The organism is Neobacillus bataviensis, assembly GCF_019969725.1.
In genome coordinates this window covers 101,680-119,394 of sequence record NZ_JAHXYW010000011.1, presented here as the reverse complement: position 1 = coordinate 119,394, position 17,715 = coordinate 101,680, and the positions used below count along the sequence as shown (strand labels likewise).

Here is a 17,715-nt window from a genome sequence, read left to right as displayed (position 1 = left end):
GGTAAGGGGAGAGGAAATATGAGAGTATTCATTACTGGGGCAGGCGGCAATCTTGGCAGGGTTCTGGCTCCTGCATTGGCTGATCATGGGCATGAACCTGTTCTTATGGACTACAGGCATATAGATACGCCCTACGAATTTGTTGAGGGTGATGTCAGAGACGGTGAATTTATCAAAATGGTGACAAGGGATGTGGATGTCATTGTGCACGGGGCAGCCCTTCATGGCATCCACCTATCGAAATACAAACAAGACGATTTTTGGAATTTAAATGTCACTGGCACGCACAACGTATATCAGGCAGCTGTAGAGAATCAGATTTCAAAAGTGCTATTCTGCAGTACGATGGGTGTGTACGGTGGAAGCATCCCTCACCGTAAAGATGCTTATGTTGCTGTTACGGAAGATCTAGCACTGAAGCCGCGAGATATTTACGGTTTAAGCAAACAGCTAGGGGAAAATATGGCCGAGTATTACTATCGGACACAAGGGATCAAGACGATCTCCTTGCGGTTGGGGATGTTTGTCCCGGAAGATTTTGTTCCATATGGATTCCGCCTTTTAAAAGGCGGTGTCGATGATCGGGATGTTGCTGCCGCGTTCATTTTAGCCTTGGAAAATGAAACCATTTGCTTGGATTGGTTTAATATTATGTCTGAAGTTCCATTTACGGTGGAAGATGAAAAGGATCTGGTTTCCAATCCAAGAAAAGTGATTGAAAAATATTATCCGGGTGCTGGCGCCGTTTTTGAACAAAGAGGAATAGATTTCGAAAAGATGCTTGGAGTCTGGGGCAATACTTATTGGCCAATCGATAAAGCAAAACGTGAACTCGGGTATCATCCTCAATATAATTTCGACGGTTATCTGAAGGCGTTACAGGAACACAATAAAGATTATTATCCATATGCTGGGCTTCCGTGGTGGGGAGTTTGAGAGACGGAAAGTATAGTTTTTATGAATTGCCCCTTAAAGCATTTTAGGGGGCTGGTTTTTATCTGGCTACGTACATTTATCATAGCAGGAAATAAAACTAGCATCTCGAAGCTATAAAGAAAAAAGAGGTTAGGAGGGAAAGTATGGATGTAGTAAGTATCGGCGAGTCTATGATTCTGTTTACCCCTGAGTCGAAGGGATTGATGCGCTATGCGAGCCATTTTTCCTCTAAAGTGGCGGGTGCCGAAACCAATACACTTATTGGCCTTTCTCGATTAGGGCATTGTACTGGATGGATCAGCCGAGTAGGAAGAGATGAATTTGGCGCAGCCCTTCTGGCAGCGGTTCGGGCAGAGGGCGTGAATATTGATCACGTAAAACAAGACAGTGATGCTCCAACTGGCATCTATTTTAAAGAATTGGTGAATGAGGACATTGCTCGAATCTATTATTATCGTAAACACTCAGCGGCAAGTCGAATAAGCCCAGGAGATTTGCAAGAGGATTATATCCGGAAGGCGAAGTATTTATACCTTACTGGCATTACCCCGGCGTTAAGCGAGTCTTGTGAAAAAACGGTTTTCCGCAGCATTGAATTAGCTAAGAAGAGTAACGTGAAAATTGTGTTTGATCCAAACTTAAGAAGAAAATTATGGGAGGAAGAGAAAGCCAGGAAAACGCTGCTGACCATTGCAGCCCTGGCGGACATTGTCCTTCCTGGAATTAGTGAGGGCCAGTTTCTTTTTGACAAAGCTGGTTATGAAGATATCGCTGAGGAGTTTCTGAAGCTAGGTGCATCCGTTGTGGTTGTGAAATTAGGAGAAAGGGGTGCCTACTTCTCGACTCGCCATGAAGCACAGCTTGTACCTGGCTATAAGGTAAGTCGAGTTGTCGATCCAGTTGGGGCTGGTGATGGATTTGCTGCTGGTTTCTTGTCGGGGCTTTTAGATGGAGCTCCCATTAAAGAGGCTGTGCTAAAGGGAAATGCAGTAGGTGCCGTTGTTACCACTGTGAATGGCGATATTGAAGGCCTGCCTGACAGAGACCTTTTGGCAAGCTTCATACAACAAGGTGAAGATGTGAGCCGCTAGTCCTTAGAAAGGGTGGAAAATATGCCAATACTGTCCGGAATTTTAGAAAACAAAATAATTGCGATTATTCGAGGATCTAAACCTGAACGAGTCCTTTCGATTGCCAATGCTCTTTATGAGGGCGGAATCAAAGTGCTGGAAATTACGATGAACTCCCCCAAAGCGTTACACGTCATTGAGGAAGTGTCGGGTGAATTAGGCGATAAAGTGTTAGTGGGTGCCGGTACTGTGCTGGATAAGGAAACGGCTAGAGCTGCCCTTCTTGCAGGAGCAAAGTTTATCCTATCTCCCACAGTAGATATTGAAACGATAAAAATAACAAAACGGTATGGAGCAGTCAGTATCCCAGGTGCGTTTAGTCCGACTGAAATTCTTCAAGCCTATGAAAATGGCGGAGATATAATCAAAGTTTTTCCTGCCTCCACAATGGGGCCAGGATTTATTAATGACATACATGGCCCTCTCCCGCAAATTCCGCTGCTGCCAACCGGTGGAGTGGATCTCACCAACATCAGAGCCTACATCAAGGCTGGAGCAGCCGGAGTTGGACTGGGGAGCGCACTTATAAATCTAAAAGAGGATGTAAATGAATCCTCCTTGCAACAATTAACAATAAAAGCAAGAAGATTTGTTGAAGAAATACATTAAAGGAATTTGATCGGAGGAAAAAATAATGAAAATAACGGGATATGAACTTTTTCAATTGCCGCCGCGCTGGCTGTTCTTAAAAATAGAAACAGATGAAGGGGTTACAGGCTGGGGAGAACCTGTTATTGAAGGGAAGGCTGCTACCGTTAAAGCTGCTGTTCATGAACTGATGGAGAATTTGATCAGCAAGGATCCGCTGCGGATTGAGGACCACTGGAACGTGATGTATCGTTCAGGATTTTACCGGGGCGGACCTATTCTTATGAGCGCCATTTCAGGTATTGATCAAGCTTTATGGGATATTAAAGGAAAGTTCTACAATACGCCGGTTCATGAACTAATGGGAGGAGCCTGCAGGGATTCAATCCGGGTCTACTCGTGGATCGGCGGCGACCGGCCTTCTGAGGTTGGTGAGGCAGCAAAAGCCATTGTTGAAGCAGGTTTTACAGCTGTAAAAATGAATGGAACCGAGGAAATGCAATATATTGACTCTTACGAGAAGGTTGACCAGGCTGTGGCGAGAATCGCTGCTGTACGGGAGGCAGTGGGCCCTAGCGTTGGAATCGGAATCGATTTTCATGGCAGGGTCCATAAGCCGATGGCGAAAGTACTGGCAAAAGAACTTGAACAGTACCGCCCAATGTTTATCGAGGAGCCAGTCCTCCCTGAAAATAATGAGGCATTACGGGAAATCGCTAAGCATACTTCTATCCCGATTGCTACTGGCGAGCGGATGTATTCTAGATGGGATTTCAAACAATTGCTGACTGATGGATATGTGGATATTATCCAGCCAGATTTATCACATGCGGGCGGGATTACAGAAAACAAAAAAATCCTTTCGATGGCAGAGGCGTTTGACGTTGCAGCTGCACCTCACTGCCCATTAGGACCGATTGCACTGGCATCATGTTTGCAGGTAGATGCTACTTCGCATAATGCCTTCATTCAAGAACAAAGCCTTGGCATCCATTACAATGTGGAAAGCGACTTGCTTGATTACATAACCGACCGTTCTGTTTTTGAATACAAAGACGGATATGTCAAGATACCGACAGGCCCTGGGCTGGGAATCGAGATTAACGAAAATCGTGTCAGAGAGCTTGCCAAAGTTGGACATAACTGGCGTAACCCAATTTGGCGCCATAAAGATGGCTCTATCGCAGAATGGTAGAAGGTGCTGCCGTCAACGCCGGAATTTATTGGACACACAATAAGAGGCTGGTTCCATAGTGAATCCAGCTTGTCCGGTACTCGACAAATTTGCTTTAACCATTGATAATTAAGAATTTATAAGAATTTAATAAAACCCCAATTGAAATACTAATTAAACGTTTGATTAAATGAGGGAGAAGGAAAAATATTTTTTGGAGGGAATCCAGATGATCAAGAATATCGCAACGGTTGCTGTTTATGTGGAAGATCAGCAAAAAGCAAAAGAATTTTGGACGGAGAAGGTTGGTTTTGAAGTTAAAGCGGAATTTCCAATGGGGCCCAATGCCTTTTGGCTCGAAGTATCCCCTGCAAATGCCCAATCACACTTAGTGCTTTATCCAAAATCCATGATGCCAGGACATGAAAATTTGAAGGCATCCATCGTTTTTAACTGTGAAGATGTAATGGGTACATATGAAAAAATGAAAGCAAACGGTGTTGTGTTTAAAGATGAGCCGAAGGAAATGCAATGGGGCACCTTCGTTCATTTTAGCGATGAAGATGGAAATGAATTCCTGCTTAAAGGATAAGTTTCGAAATGAGGGTCAGCCGGATTCCGGTTGATCTTTTTATTTGGCTTTGTTTATTTTTAAAATTCTAAAAATCGAAAAATATCTATTTGACAAAAAGCGCTTACAAGATTATGATAATGATAGTTAGTAAATTAATTTAATTAACTATTAGGTAATGTATAATTTGGAACAATTTCCTCATTCTAGAAGTAAACTTACCATTTTCACCTAAGGGGGAGAAAAAGTTGAAGAAAAAGAAATGGCTTGGGATTGCTTTGACAGCTGCTATTGCACTCGGATCATTGGCAGGTTGTTCAAGCGCGAAGGACACAAGTAAATCTGACGGGGGAAAAGGGGAAAAGATTACTTATTGGGCTCCATTCTCTGGTGCGGATGGCCCCCGTATGAAGACGATTGTTGAAAACTACAATAAGTCGCAATCTAAGTATCAAGTTGATTTTCAAATTGTTCCACAATCAGACTATTATAAAACTGTTGACCTAGCTTTTTCTGGTCAAAAAAATGCACCTGATGTTTTAATCATGCATACTGACCAGCTAAAGAATTATGCTGATAAGAACCTACTAAAAGACTTAACTGATACAATTTCAAAAACAGGCGTTAAAGCAGAAGATTATTCAGAAACTGCTTGGAAAGCCGGAGACATTGGCGGTAAACACTATAATATTCCTTTAGATATCCACCCGCTAGTTATGTATTATAACAAAGATTTATTTAAAGCAGCCGGTTTAGATCCGGAGAAGCCGCCAACCAACCGTGAAGAGTTCCTGGCCGCTGCTAAAAAATTAACTGTTCCTTCTAAAAACCAATATGGTTTCGTTGTACCAACCCTATGGCCAAACCAATTCATTTTCCCGACTATTTTATTCCAAAATGGCGGAGAGCTAATGAAGGATGGTAAGCCAAACTATAACAGCCCTGAAGCGGTTGAAGCTCTAACTTTCTATCGGGATTTAATCACAAAAGATAAAGTTTCTCCTGCAAATGTACAACAGGATGGCGAAGTGACACTATTCTTACAAGGTAAAAACGCCATGCACCTGAATGGTCCTTGGATGATGGAACAATGGGATAAAGCGGGCATCAACTATGGTGTAGCTCCTGTTCCACAGCTTGGCACAAAACAACAAGCGGTTTATGCAAATGCACATAATTTCGTTATTCCAGCAACTGTTAAGGACAGCAAAAAATTAGATGGTATTACTGATTTCTTGAAATATGTAGCCGCAAACACAATGGAGTGGGCTAAATCTGGTCAAGCTCCAGCTTCAAAAGCGATTTATGAACAAAGTGAAGAATTTAAACAAATGAAGCAGCAGCCTATCGTAGCGAAAGAATTTGATTATGCTAAATTCGCTCCTGCCGTTGCTAACTGGGGACAATTATCTGACCCATTATGGGCGGAAGTAAACCTTGCCCTTCTAGGCAAAAAAGATCCACAAAAAGCATTAGACGATGCAAATAAAAAGGCTGAACAATTATTAAATAAATAAACATGAAAGGAGGCGGACGGGAGGATATTACGACCTGTTCCGTCTCTTGTTTTATTACCAGATAACGTAGAAAAAAGTATTCGAAAGGAGGAAGGTGAATGAGAAATTCAGGCTGGAAATCACAATTAACTTCTAGTTTATTTGTACTTCCTTACTTGATATTGTTTGTTGTTTTTCTATTGATTCCTATTGGGTACGGGGCTTGGATGAGCTTACACAACTGGGATTTATTAAACCCTGTCCATGAATTTGTTGGTTTTAAAAATTACGCTAAAATTTTCGATTCTTCTTCCTATCTAAATGACTTGTTTTTGGAAGGTCTTAAAAATACGTTCCAATTCGTTGTTTTTAGTGTTCCTTTATTGGTGGCTGTGGGATTAGGGCTGGCGTTGCTGGTGAATGCCCTTCCAGGAAAATTTAAAGGATTTTTCCGTACCGTTTACTTTATCCCATACGCAGTTTCCGTTTCAGTTGTGGCGATAATTTGGTTATGGCTCCTTGATACAAACAGCGGTCTGATTAATCAATACATGCAAAAGCTTGATTTGCCGATGATTCCTTGGTTGACAGATATACCATGGGCCTGGATTTCACTTGTAATCGCAACACTCTGGTGGACAATCGGCTTTAACATGGTCATTTTCATTAATGCCCTAAATGATGTTTCCGAAGAGTTATATGAAGCGGGTTCCCTGGACGGCGCATCTCGTTGGCAGCGATTTATTTACATTACTTTGCCGAGCATTAAACCAACCATGTTGTTTGTCGTTATTACATCAACGATTGCCTCTTTTAACATTTACGGTCAACCATTCCTGATGACGCGCGGAGGTCCGGGAACTTCTACAAAAGTGCTTTTAATGAACATTGTAGATGAAGCGTTTAAGCAGCGGCAATTAGGAAATGCAGCCGCGATGTCATTACTTATGGCATTAATCATGATTGTTATTTCGGTATTTCAATTCAAAATTTCTAATCGAAAGGAGTAGAGCAGCATGCAAAGTAAAGGGTTTAAAGTCTTCATTATTATAATAGCGATTATTGTTGGCTTAATTTTTATCGTACCAATTTTATGGATGCTGGCTACTTCCTTTAAAACCGATCAGGAAGCCTTTACAGCCGGTATTAAGTGGATTCCTAAAGTATTTACACTAGAAAATTACCAGTACAGCCTAGCAGGAAATTCAGATACACCAGTAATTCAATGGATGGGTAACTCTCTATTTGTTGGTATTGTTGGGACGTTAATAGTTCTTTTTGTCGATACATTGGCAGCGTATGGTCTCGCCCGTTTAGATGTTCCTTTTAAAAAATTGCTAATTAGTATCTTTATTGGTTCCTTAACCATTCCGTGGGTTATTACGTTTTTACCATTATATATGGAGTTTAATAAGCTTGGGCTTTTAGATACGTATGCTGTATTGATACTTCCGTATTCTGCCAATGCATTTGGTGTATTTCTTCTTTATCAGTATTTCCGCGGTTTTCCAAAAGAGCTGGAGGAGGCTGCATTTCTTGATGGCGCAAATAAATGGCAGGTGTTTGTAAAAGTCGTTCTGCCTTCTGCACGGCCAGTCATTTGGACTTTAGCTATCTTTACCTTTATGGGGATCTATAATGACTTCTTGTGGCCTCTTGTAACAACCAATTCTCCAGAAATGAGGACGATTACAACAGGAATTGCCATCATGCAGCAAGGAAGCTTTGTTTCTTCACCTGGCAGGTTGATGGCCCTAACTTCGATTGCAACCATACCAGCCGTACTATTGTTTATTATAGGTCAGCGTTCCTTTATTAAAGGCGTGACGCAATCAGGAATTAAATAGGATTGTTTAGGAAGGATTGATAATATGTCTACACCCCGCAATGAGTACCCAAGACCACAATTGGTGAGAAAAGAGTGGGTCAATTTAAACGGCGAATGGGACTTCGCATTTGATGATGATAATGTTGGCTTAAAAAATAAATGGTTTCAAATAGAAGCTCCATTTGATAAAAAAATAAATGTACCTTTTGCTTATCAAACAAAATTAAGTGGAATCCAGGATCCATCCTTCCATGACTTTGTATGGTATCGCCGGGATTTTACTGTGCCTCAAAACTGGAAAGATCAAAGGGTACTCCTTCATTTTGGAGCAGTAGATTACCGCGCTTGGGTATATGTAAATGGGCAGTATGCTGGTTTTCATGAAGGAGGCCACGTTTCCTTCTCACTAGATATTACCAATCTTTTAACTTGGGGTAATGAGACCGTGGCAGTAAGAGTGGAAGATCCGTCAACAGATGAAACAATACCACGAGGAAAGCAATTCTGGGTGGAACATTCGGATTCAATTTGGTATACACGTACAACGGGGATATGGCAAACCGTTTGGTTGGAACCGGTAAGCCCTACAAGTATTTCTAAATTGAGATTAACGCCGGACATAGACCGTGGCGATATTATTGTAGAGTTCGAGGCTGCAGGTGACTTTATTCACAAAACAGCAGAAATTGAAATTAGTTTTAAAGGGGAAAAGGTAGCAAAGGATACGATTGAACTATTTGAATCCTATAACAAGCGTGCTATTAACCTCTATAACCGCCAAATTTTCAGAACTTCTTTCCATCATATTGGCTGGAATTGGTCACCTGAGAATCCAAATTTATTTGACATTAAAGTCACGCTAAAGGACAAAGCCAATCAAATCGTTTTAGACGAAGTAGATTCCTACTTCGGGATGAGAAAGGTTCATATTGAAAATGGCATGGTCTATTTAAATAACAAGCCATATTATCAAAAGTTAGTCCTTGATCAAGGATATTGGCCGGAGGGGTTATTAACGGCTCCAACGGATGAAGATTTGAAAAAGGATATTGAATTAGCATTAGAAATGGGCTTTAACGGGTGCAGAAAGCATCAAAAAGTAGAGGATCCGCGTTTCCTTTATTGGGCAGATAGGCTGGGTTTCCTAGTTTGGGGAGAATGTGCAGCATTCCCATCCTATAGTGAAGATGCGGCTTCACGTTTAACAAAAGAATGGCTCGAAATCATTGAACGGGATTACAATCATCCATCTATCGTCGCCTGGGTTCCTGTAAATGAAAGCTGGGGAGTACCATTTATTAAAGGAAACAAACAGCAGCAACACCATTCTTTAGCAATGTACCATCTGATTCATTCACTAGATACGACCCGTTTAGTCATCTCTAATGATGGCTGGGAACTGACCGAAACAGATATTTGCGCAATCCATAATTATAATCATGGTTCAAACGATGAAAAAGCAAAATATGAAGCTTTTAAAGATTCATTGGCTACAAAAGAAAATCTTCTAAACTCTAAGCCAGCTAACCGTGGCATTTATGCCGATGGTTTTGAGCATAAGGGCGAACCAATTCTTTTAACTGAGTTCGGTGGAATTGGCTTTAAAGTGGGCGAAGAAAATGGCTGGGGCTATACATCTGTAAGAGATGAATCTGAGTTTATTGCCGATTATCGCAGAGTGATGGAAGCAGTCTATTCTTCAAAAGCGTTACATGGCTATTGTTATACGCAGTTAACGGATGTAGAACAAGAAATTAATGGATTATTGTCCTATGACCGTGAACCAAAGTGTGATTTAGCCAAAATAAGAGAAATTAATGAAATGTGGCATTCCAATATTGTGAAAATCTAAATATTAATGCTAAAAAGAGTTGGATCATCGTTATCCAACTCTTTTTTATATTTCATCTGTTTTGAACATTTTTTGTAAAACTAACGTCACGGCACCTAATACCATCCCGGTCTTGCCTAGTTTTGAACAAACAACGGAGATGTCTTCATGGGAACTTTTAAAAGTAAATTTCTCAATCCTTTTTTGAAGTGGTGTTAAAACAAAATCTCCCTCTTCAAAAATACTTCCCTCAACAATCAGCTTTGAAGGCTTTAGAATATTAATCATATTGGCTGCCGCTAATCCAAGTGATTGACCGGCTTCCTCTAATAGCAATCCAGCAAGGCGATCGCCTTCCCTCGCAGCTTTAAACACCATTTTTAGAGTGAGTTCTTCTTTTCCACCCTTCAACCATGATAGGAGGATGGAATCATGATTATTTTTTAAGGCATCCTTTGCCTTTTTAAGAATAGCGGATTCCGAAGCGTAAGCCTCTAAACAGCCGTTATTTCCACACTGGCATTTTGGACCATTTACATCTAATATGGTATGTCCAATTTCCCCTGCCGTATTAAAAGAACTCTTATAAATTTCATTATTGATAAAGATTCCTGAACCAATCCCTCGTCCCACACTAAGGCAGATAAAATCTGCAACCCCTTGTCCTTGTCCAAACCAGCTTTCTGCAATGGCTAATGCTCGAACATCATTTTCGACTATAACAGGAATGTTGAACTCTTTCTCCAAGCTTTCCTTTATAGGGATATTATCTAAATGTAAATGGGGAGAAAAAATGGCTAGACCTTTATCAGGATCCACTAATCCATGCATAGCAAATCCGATGCCCAAAATTAGCTCTTTTTTTATAGGCGTATTATTTAGAACATATTGGATGCTCTCTATTACCATGCTCATGAATTCGGTTTTAGAAGGCAGTTCAATAATATCCTTACTAAAATCAAATACAATTTTTCCATCCATTGTAGTCAAAAAAACACGGATAACCTCGGCGGCTGCATAGACTCCGATAATATAATGAGCTGTATAGTTAATTCGAAGCAGGATTGGCTTTCTTCCGCCTGCCTTTGAGCTAATCGATTGCTCTTCTGTAATTAGATTTTTTTCTATTAGTTCACTAACTAAGGAGCTGACGGTCGGCGGGGTCAGTTTGGTTAATTTGGCAATTTCCGCTCTCGAAATCGGTTCTCTTAATCGAATCATGTTTAAAACAGTGGATTGATTAAGCGATTTCATTCTTTCGAAGCTTCCGGTTTTGGTATCGTAACTCATATTACATCACGCCTTTTTTTACATTACCTTCCTATAATCATATCACATGTAAGCATTAAAAAGTAACGCCCTCCATATGGTGGGAATTTTTTCAACGCTATTTCAGATGATTATTGTATTATAAAATAAATATTAGATATTTCAATAAACAAGGTACCACCAGGGGGGATTGGGATGACAGCAGTGAACCTTTGCAGAACTCTAATTGTAGACGACGAAATGCTAATCAGACAAGGGATCAAACATTATATCGACTGGGAGAAGGAAGGTTTCACGATTGTAGAGGAAGCTTCAAACGGACAAGAAGCACTTGAATTGATAGAGTTGACTAATCCCCATATCATTATTACCGATATTGTCATGCCCATCATGGATGGAGAAGAATTAACAAGAATCGTTAAGGAAAGATACCCTCAGATTGAAATCATCATCCTGAGTAGTTTTGGTGAATTCGACTATGTTCGTTCCACTTTCCAAAATGGTGTGGTTGATTACATTCTGAAGCCGAAGCTGGATGCACAAAGCCTATTAAAAGCTTTGCAGACAGCCTCAAGTAGAATTCCTGTGTTTCAGAAAGAAGACAAACAAGCAGATGCCCGACTCTCAATCGGTCAAATTATCCAAAAGTTAATTTCAGGGTATGAAGCAAATTTTGATGTGGATTCAGTATCAGAAGCCTTTCCATACAGCCATTACTGCCTATTAAGTGTTGACTTAAAAAAACTGCAAACTGACAAACTAAAAAAATTAGAGGAGGCGCTTCTCCATTCTATCGGTCAAGTTGAACACTATTCATTTAGTGTAGACCCCAAAATTCATGTCCTTTTATTAAATGTTAACGAAGCAAATATAGCCGAAGTGATGAACTTCGCCTCAACATTTGCAAAAGCGAATCCTGGGATCGGCTTAGTGCTGACCGAAGAATTTTTGGATTTTTCTCAAATAGGAACAATTTACAAAGAAAGTTTGCTAAAACTAATAAATTATCGTTTTTATTTCCCTCAAATGCCATTCTTATCGAAAAAGGATTTGCCGGAGCTTCCGATCAAGAAAGAAAATTTTAATTTGGATTGGTTTACGGAAGAATTTAAACGGAAGAATTTTGATGCGGCTATCCGATATTTACATGATCATGTTTCCTCTTTATCAAAGTGTTACACAACAGATGTTTATGAATATAAAGCTTTCTTTGGAAACATTATTTTTAACATAACTATCCTGCTAAGTAATATGGAATATAACGTTAAACAATTAGAAAATGCCAGGTATTCCTATTTTAAATCGATTGAAGATGCAAGTAATGCAGTGGAAGTTGCGACCCTGTTGAATCAGTTTATCGAGGAAGCCAAAACATGTATATTTTCGACCCAAACGGAGCCTGACAATCTAAACATGAAAAAGATAATGGAATATATACGGAACCATTATGCAGAACCCATTACCCTGAAGGATGTGGCCAAGCAATTTCATTTTAATCCCTCGTACCTGTCAAACTATTTTTCCACCCATAATAATGAAGGGTTTATTGAATATTTGAACAAGATCCGGATCGAGGAAGCGGCCAAAATGCTCATCAAAGGGACAGTATCCATTTCTGAAATAAGTGGATTGGTAGGCTACTCGGATCACAGTTATTTTTGTAAGGTATTTAAGAAAATTAAGGGATTATCTCCAAGCCAATACAAACGAAAACAAACCTTAAGATAAGAGTTGATATTCATGAGGCTAATTCCAAATCGTTTTAAACATAACAACCTGTTTATCATCATGTTCCTTATTACTGTTCTGATGATTGTTATTGTATCTGTCACGATCACGTGGACAACAATTCGCATGTCGGAGCAATTCTTTTTTGAAAAGTTCAGTATTACGAACTCGAAAGTGATAGATCAAGTAAAAGAGAGCTTCGAATCGTTTCATTATTCAAACGTAATTGCGTCAAACAACCTCCTGCAAAGCGGAAATCTCAAGAAAATCCTAACGGAAGAAGGCTCGAATACAGAAAAAATGAATGCCATTTTTACGATGAGCCAGCAAATGAAGCATATTAAATCCAATTTGGACGCTTACGAGGTTGAAATCATCGTTACTGGGAAAAATGGGCTTAGCTACGCAACCGACCGAAATTATTGGCCCATAACAGATGAAGATCTAAAGAATAGTACATTAACCCGTAATACGTTTAACAATCCGAAAAGGCTCTTATATCAATATGACCACCGTTTTAGCCAAACTTTAGAGGCCGGTGATGGAAATGTGATTGTTGCCTCTAAAGCATTGATGGACCGTCTAACAGGAAAGATTTATGGTTCGATGTACTTTGCGATCCAGGAGAAGGAGTTTAGAAAGTTTTACTCGAGTTACACGGCACCCGGAAATAATGTTGTAATGGCAGACAGGCGGGGAGTGATTGTGTCTAGTAACCTTTCAAAACTCATCGGGAAAAGAGATGACCAGCTTGTAAAATATGCAGCTAAAATCGAAAAAGGCTCTAACAATTACATCATCGATAAATTCATGGGAAAGGAACAAATTATTACGATGGAGTACCTTCCATCCTTCGATATGTTCCTCTTCAATATCATCGATAAGCAAAAGGCAGTCGGCGATTTAATTAATAAAAAGGCGATTGTCCTGATCTCGATGGGGATCGTTTTTGCAGCCCTGATTATCGTGTTTTTGGCGTCTAGACGTGTAACAAATTCGCTTTCGAAACTGGTAAAGCAAATTGGGAATGCTCCAAAACACAACTTCCACCAATATGTTGCTGTTACAGGAACGTATGAAACAAGACAAATTGGCAACGCCTTTAACTCGATGCTTGATGAACTACATGATTATGTTGAACAACTTGTTTTGGCGCAGAAACAACAGCGAAACGCCGAACTAGCTGCACTGCAGCAGCAAATTAATCCGCATTTCTTATACAATACATTGACTTCCATTAAATTCATGGTTCAGCAGGGTGTGAAAGAAGAAACAGAGGCAGTGATTAATGCCCTTATTTCCTTGCTGCAGAATACGATTGGCAATGTCAGTGAGACAATTACAGTTGAACAGGAATTGGAGAACTTAAAAAATTATGTGTTAATAAACCAAAAGCGATATGGGGATCGAATAAAAGTGAACTACTTCGTTTCGCCGGATTGCAGGGATTATCAAATCCCAAAGTTGATTTTACAGCCATTCATCGAAAATTCATTCTTTCACGGTTTTAATAAAAAGGCAAGTGGATATATAAATGTCCTTGTCTGGCAGGAGGATGCCAATCTAATTTGCGAAGTGGTCGATAACGGAGACGGAATGGAAGTTTCCGCAGAAAATAAACTTCCGAATACAAAGCGGAAGCAAGCGCTTTTCTCCGGCATTGGGGTCCGGAATGTCCATGAACGTATTCAGCTTATTTATGGGGAAGCCTTCGGTGTAACCATTTCCAGTGAACTGGGTGAAGGGACAAAAGTAAGGATCACGCTTCCTTGTTCGACTTTGTAAAAAAAATCATAGAATCTAAGAATAGTACAAATTTAGAAAAATGGAAGCGTATTCAACTCGTAAAAATATTACCAACTCTAAAAAATATCGTCCTAACGGTAAAGCCCCAGCAGGTGCTACGATAGTACATGTAAGGAGATAACGCTTACAAAAACACATTAGATAAGCTTGGGGGGAATATCGAATGAAAAAAGTATTAGCACTATTTTTAGTAAGTATTTTACTATTAGCTGCTTGTTCTTCTGGATCAAAGGATAAACAAGCTTCAGGCGAGTCAAAAGATACGAAAGAAATTACCGTATGGGCATGGGACCCGAATTTTAACATTAAAGCGATGAATCTGGCAAAAGAAGCCTATAAATCTGAAAATCCTGATCTTAAGATTAAAGTAGTTGAAAACGCTCAGGCAGACATCGTTCAAAAGCTAAACACCAGCTTAAGCTCTGGAACGACGAAAGGCTTGCCGAATATTGTGTTGATTGAGGATTATCGGGCGCAAAGCTTCTTGAAAGCCTATCCGGACATGTTCCAGGAACTGACTGGTTCTTTCAAACCAGAAGACTTTGCTCAGTATAAAATGGCCCCAACGAGCTTGGACGGAAAAAATTATGGACTTCCATTCGACACTGGCGTAACTGGATTATACGTTAGAACGGATTATTTAGAAAAGGCCGGCTACAAAGTAGCTGATTTACAAAATATCGACTGGAATAAGTATATTGAGATTGGTAAAAAGGTAAAAGAAGCAACTGGTAAAGTCATGATGACACAGGATCCAAAAGACCTTGGACTTATCCGCATGATGATTCAGACAAGTGGTGCTTGGTATTTAAAGAAGGATGGGGTTACACCTGACTTAGCTGGTAATGCAGCTTTAAAAGAAGCATTCAAAACATACAAAGAAATTTTAGACGCTGATTTAGTGAAGCCGGTTTCTGACTGGAGCCAGTTTGTAGCAGGCTTTAACAGCGGGGATGTTGCAACTGTTCCAACAGGGAACTGGATTACACCATCCATTAAATCTGAAGCCTCCCAATCTGGCAAATGGGCAGTTGTACCAATGCCAAAACAATCTGGAATTGCAAATTCAGTTAACGCTTCAAACTTAGGTGGTAGCTCTTGGTACGTCCTTAACGTTCCAGGAAAAGAAAAAGCAGTTGAGTTCCTTGCTAAAACCTTTGGTTCCAATGTTGACTTTTACCAGACTTTAAATAAAGAAATTGGTGCAATTGGTACTTACAAGCCAGCAGCTGAAGGGGAAGCGTATAAGGCAGCAGATGATTTCTTCGGAGGACAAAAAATTATTACTGATTTCGCAAACTGGACAGAGGAAATTCCACAAGTGAACTATGGTTTGCATACGTATGCCATTGAAGATATTTTAGCTGTTGGAATGCAGGACTACCTTAAAGGAAAAGACCTTGATAAGGTGTTAGAAGACGCTCAAAAACAAGCTGAAGAACAAATTAAATAAACCTAACATCTAAAAAAATAATAAAGAAGTAAGCCTCGGAAATTCGCCGGCTTCTCCTATACGGGTTTAACGGTAACGGAGCTAACTAACAGTCAGGCGAATGGTTCCGAGGCTGTTCTTTTTTCACAAGGTAAGGAGATGATAAACATGATAACAGCTAAAGCAAACCAAAACAGCACTTTACAAACAGCAAAATCAGGAAAGAATGTTCGAGCAAAGAACGCTTTGATCGGTTGGTCCTTTGTGATAGTTGCTTCCGCAATGATTTGCTTATTTTATTTCTATCCAATGGTTCAAGCCCTCATCTTGTCATTTCAATCCGGAACGGGAGTGAATCTAACCTTTACAGGCCTTGATAATTATGCTCGTTTGTTTAAGGATCCAACATTCCTAACGACAGTAAAAAATACGATTATTTATCTTATCATTCAAGTTCCAATCATGATTATTCTCGCTTTATTCCTTTCAGTTTTATTGAACAATAAAACACTGAAACTGAAAGGAATATTCCGAACGGCTATCTTTTTACCATGCGTAACCTCGCTTGTAGCATATTCGGTTATCTTTAAATATTTGTTTGGTCAGGATGGCATTATCAACATTATGTTAATGAAGCTTTCGCTTATTTCAGAACCAATCCAGTGGCTGACAGATCCCTTCTGGGCAAAAATTGCCATCATTGTGGCGATTACATGGAGATGGACTGGCTATAACATGATCTTTTATTTATCTGCTTTGCAAAACGTGGATGAATCAATCTATGAAGCAGCGAAAATCGATGGTGCTTCTTCGATTCAGCAGTTTTTCAAAATTACGATTCCGATGCTTAAGCCGATTATCTTGTTTACGTCGATTACCTCAACAATTGGTACGCTTCAATTGTTTGATGAAGTCATGAACATCACAAAGGGTGGACCGGGAAATGCAACGATGACGATTTCTCAATATATTTATAATCTATCATTTAAATATACACCTGACTTTGGCTATGCAGCTACCGTCTCCTATGCCATCGTCATCATGATTGTCATTTTCTCTATTATCCAGTTTAAAGTGGCAGGTGATAAAAATGAGTAAACGGATCTTTAGCTATACAGTCCTTATTATCGCTTCCATTGTCTCAGTATTCCCATTTTTATGGATGATTGTTAGTTCCACCAATAAGTCAGTGGATGTAACGAAAGGAAGATTGCTGCCAGGCACCCATTTTATCGAGAATCTTCAAAATCTGTTGGATACGGTCGATCTAATCCCGGCATTAATCAACTCAACTAAAATCTCGATTATTACAACGGTTCTTGCGATGCTGATTGCCTCATTGGCTGGATATGGATTTGAGATTTTTAAAAGCAGGACAAAAGACTTTTTATTCAACTTTTTGCTCCTTTCCATGATGATTCCTTTCGCAGCGCTGATGGTTCCGTTATTCCGGATGTTTGGGACAATATCCCAATCGGTTCCGATGATTGGCATTGATACATTGGCAGCCGTTATCTTGCCAACCGTTACCACTGCTTTTCTTATCTTTTTCTTTCGGCAAAGCACAAAAATGTTTCCGAAGGAAATACTGGAAGCAGGAAGAATTGATGGATTAACCGAATTGGGTGTCTTTTTTAGAATTTATGTTCCTACGATGAAAACAACTTATGCGGCAGCAGCGATTATTACGTTCATGGCGAGCTGGAACAGCTATCTATGGCCGCTTGTTATCTTGCAATCTCCTGAAAATCAAACGATTCCCTTGCTGATTTCAAATCTGGGTTCCAGCTACTCTCCTGACTTTGGAGTGATTATGACTGCGATTGTGATTGCGACCCTGCCGGCAGCACTAATTTTCTTCATTATGCAAAAACATTTTGTTGCGGGTATGATGGGGTCTGTGAAATAGTGGAATAAAAATAGTTA

General features: G+C 39.9%; 15 protein-coding genes. 14 read left to right on the top strand and 1 reads right to left on the bottom strand.

The genetic code is table 11. The features are described 5' to 3' along the window. The first annotated feature begins 18 nt into the window (after window positions 1-18). The 9 genes from LC455_RS23195 to LC455_RS23155 all read left to right on the top strand — a co-directional run bounded on the left by LC455_RS23195 (window position 19) and on the right by LC455_RS23155 (window position 9,575). Complete coding sequence (locus LC455_RS23195) at window positions 19-936, top strand: NAD-dependent epimerase/dehydratase family protein (protein WP_223594445.1); 918 nt, start codon at window positions 19-21, stop codon at window positions 934-936. 143 nt (window positions 937-1,079) lie between these two features. Next, window positions 1,080-2,027, top strand: a complete 948-nt coding sequence (locus LC455_RS23190) for a sugar kinase (protein ID WP_223594443.1) — start codon at window positions 1,080-1,082, stop codon at window positions 2,025-2,027. A gap of 21 nt (window positions 2,028-2,048) precedes the next feature. After that, window positions 2,049-2,675, top strand: coding sequence for a bifunctional 4-hydroxy-2-oxoglutarate aldolase/2-dehydro-3-deoxy-phosphogluconate aldolase (locus tag LC455_RS23185; RefSeq protein WP_223594441.1), 627 nt, complete (start codon window positions 2,049-2,051; stop codon window positions 2,673-2,675). Between the two features lie 25 nt (window positions 2,676-2,700). Next, the gene (gene dgoD, locus LC455_RS23180) at window positions 2,701-3,849 is read left to right on the top strand and encodes a galactonate dehydratase (protein ID WP_223594439.1); all 1,149 of its coding nucleotides are present in this window, start codon (window positions 2,701-2,703) and stop codon (window positions 3,847-3,849) included. 208 nt (window positions 3,850-4,057) lie between these two features. Further along, a complete protein-coding gene (locus LC455_RS23175; RefSeq protein WP_223594437.1) occupies window positions 4,058-4,420 on the top strand; it encodes a VOC family protein in 363 nt (120 codons plus the stop codon). A gap of 227 nt (window positions 4,421-4,647) precedes the next feature. Further along, window positions 4,648-5,916 carry an ABC transporter substrate-binding protein gene (locus LC455_RS23170; protein WP_223594436.1) on the top strand — a complete coding sequence of 423 codons (1,269 nt, stop codon included), beginning with the start codon at window positions 4,648-4,650 and terminating at the stop codon, window positions 5,914-5,916. A 98-nt stretch (window positions 5,917-6,014) separates the two neighbouring features. After that, on the top strand, window positions 6,015-6,905 hold the full coding sequence (locus LC455_RS23165; protein WP_223594434.1) for a carbohydrate ABC transporter permease: 891 nt from the start codon (window positions 6,015-6,017) through the stop codon (window positions 6,903-6,905). A 6-nt stretch (window positions 6,906-6,911) separates the two neighbouring features. Continuing rightward, the gene (locus tag LC455_RS23160; RefSeq protein ID WP_223594433.1) at window positions 6,912-7,742 is read left to right on the top strand and encodes a carbohydrate ABC transporter permease; all 831 of its coding nucleotides are present in this window, start codon (window positions 6,912-6,914) and stop codon (window positions 7,740-7,742) included. Window positions 7,743-7,766: 24 nt separating this feature from the next. Further along, the gene (locus LC455_RS23155) at window positions 7,767-9,575 is read left to right on the top strand and encodes a glycoside hydrolase family 2 protein (RefSeq protein WP_223594432.1); all 1,809 of its coding nucleotides are present in this window, start codon (window positions 7,767-7,769) and stop codon (window positions 9,573-9,575) included. 45 nt (window positions 9,576-9,620) lie between these two features. Here LC455_RS23155 and LC455_RS23150 read toward each other — a convergent pair whose 3' ends face one another. Next, window positions 9,621-10,844 carry an ROK family transcriptional regulator gene (locus LC455_RS23150; RefSeq protein WP_223594427.1) on the bottom strand — a complete coding sequence of 408 codons (1,224 nt, stop codon included), beginning with the start codon at window positions 10,842-10,844 and terminating at the stop codon, window positions 9,621-9,623. A 174-nt stretch (window positions 10,845-11,018) separates the two neighbouring features. On the opposite strand from LC455_RS23150, the gene LC455_RS23145 reads away from it, so the two are divergent. From LC455_RS23145 to LC455_RS23125, 5 genes are all read left to right on the top strand, one after another. Further along, window positions 11,019-12,551: a response regulator transcription factor gene (locus LC455_RS23145; RefSeq protein WP_223594426.1), complete on the top strand. Its 1,533-nt coding sequence runs from the start codon at window positions 11,019-11,021 to the stop codon at window positions 12,549-12,551. A gap of 12 nt (window positions 12,552-12,563) precedes the next feature. Beyond that, the gene (locus LC455_RS23140; protein ID WP_223594424.1) at window positions 12,564-14,336 is read left to right on the top strand and encodes a sensor histidine kinase; all 1,773 of its coding nucleotides are present in this window, start codon (window positions 12,564-12,566) and stop codon (window positions 14,334-14,336) included. Between the two features lie 184 nt (window positions 14,337-14,520). Next, a complete protein-coding gene (locus LC455_RS23135) occupies window positions 14,521-15,810 on the top strand; it encodes an ABC transporter substrate-binding protein (RefSeq protein WP_223594422.1) in 1,290 nt (429 codons plus the stop codon). Between the two features lie 147 nt (window positions 15,811-15,957). After that, a complete protein-coding gene (locus LC455_RS23130) occupies window positions 15,958-16,887 on the top strand; it encodes a carbohydrate ABC transporter permease (protein ID WP_223594421.1) in 930 nt (309 codons plus the stop codon). After that, window positions 16,880-17,698 carry a carbohydrate ABC transporter permease gene (locus LC455_RS23125; RefSeq protein WP_223594418.1) on the top strand — a complete coding sequence of 273 codons (819 nt, stop codon included), beginning with the start codon at window positions 16,880-16,882 and terminating at the stop codon, window positions 17,696-17,698. Before LC455_RS23130 ends, LC455_RS23125 begins: the two co-directional genes overlap by 8 nt. The last annotated feature ends 17 nt before the right edge of the window (window positions 17,699-17,715 follow it).

Excerpts from the sequence above, each read along its gene's own strand:
- LC455_RS23195 (WP_223594445.1), top strand. The coding sequence starts at position 19 with ATGAGAGTATTCATTACTGGGGCAGGCGGCAATCTTGGCAGGGTTCTG.
- LC455_RS23190 (WP_223594443.1), top strand. The coding sequence starts at position 1,080 with ATGGATGTAGTAAGTATCGGCGAGTCTATGATTCTGTTTACCCCTGAG.
- LC455_RS23185 (WP_223594441.1), top strand. The coding sequence starts at position 2,049 with ATGCCAATACTGTCCGGAATTTTAGAAAACAAAATAATTGCGATTATT.
- dgoD (WP_223594439.1), top strand. The coding sequence starts at position 2,701 with ATGAAAATAACGGGATATGAACTTTTTCAATTGCCGCCGCGCTGGCTG.
- LC455_RS23175 (WP_223594437.1), top strand. The coding sequence starts at position 4,058 with ATGATCAAGAATATCGCAACGGTTGCTGTTTATGTGGAAGATCAGCAA.
- LC455_RS23165 (WP_223594434.1), top strand. The coding sequence starts at position 6,015 with ATGAGAAATTCAGGCTGGAAATCACAATTAACTTCTAGTTTATTTGTA.
- LC455_RS23160 (WP_223594433.1), top strand. The coding sequence starts at position 6,912 with ATGCAAAGTAAAGGGTTTAAAGTCTTCATTATTATAATAGCGATTATT.
- LC455_RS23155 (WP_223594432.1), top strand. The coding sequence starts at position 7,767 with ATGTCTACACCCCGCAATGAGTACCCAAGACCACAATTGGTGAGAAAA.
- LC455_RS23150 (WP_223594427.1), bottom strand. The coding sequence starts at position 10,844 with ATGAGTTACGATACCAAAACCGGAAGCTTCGAAAGAATGAAATCGCTT.
- LC455_RS23145 (WP_223594426.1), top strand. The coding sequence starts at position 11,019 with ATGACAGCAGTGAACCTTTGCAGAACTCTAATTGTAGACGACGAAATG.
- LC455_RS23140 (WP_223594424.1), top strand. The coding sequence starts at position 12,564 with ATGAGGCTAATTCCAAATCGTTTTAAACATAACAACCTGTTTATCATC.
- LC455_RS23135 (WP_223594422.1), top strand. The coding sequence starts at position 14,521 with ATGAAAAAAGTATTAGCACTATTTTTAGTAAGTATTTTACTATTAGCT.
- LC455_RS23130 (WP_223594421.1), top strand. The coding sequence starts at position 15,958 with ATGATAACAGCTAAAGCAAACCAAAACAGCACTTTACAAACAGCAAAA.
- LC455_RS23125 (WP_223594418.1), top strand. The coding sequence starts at position 16,880 with ATGAGTAAACGGATCTTTAGCTATACAGTCCTTATTATCGCTTCCATT.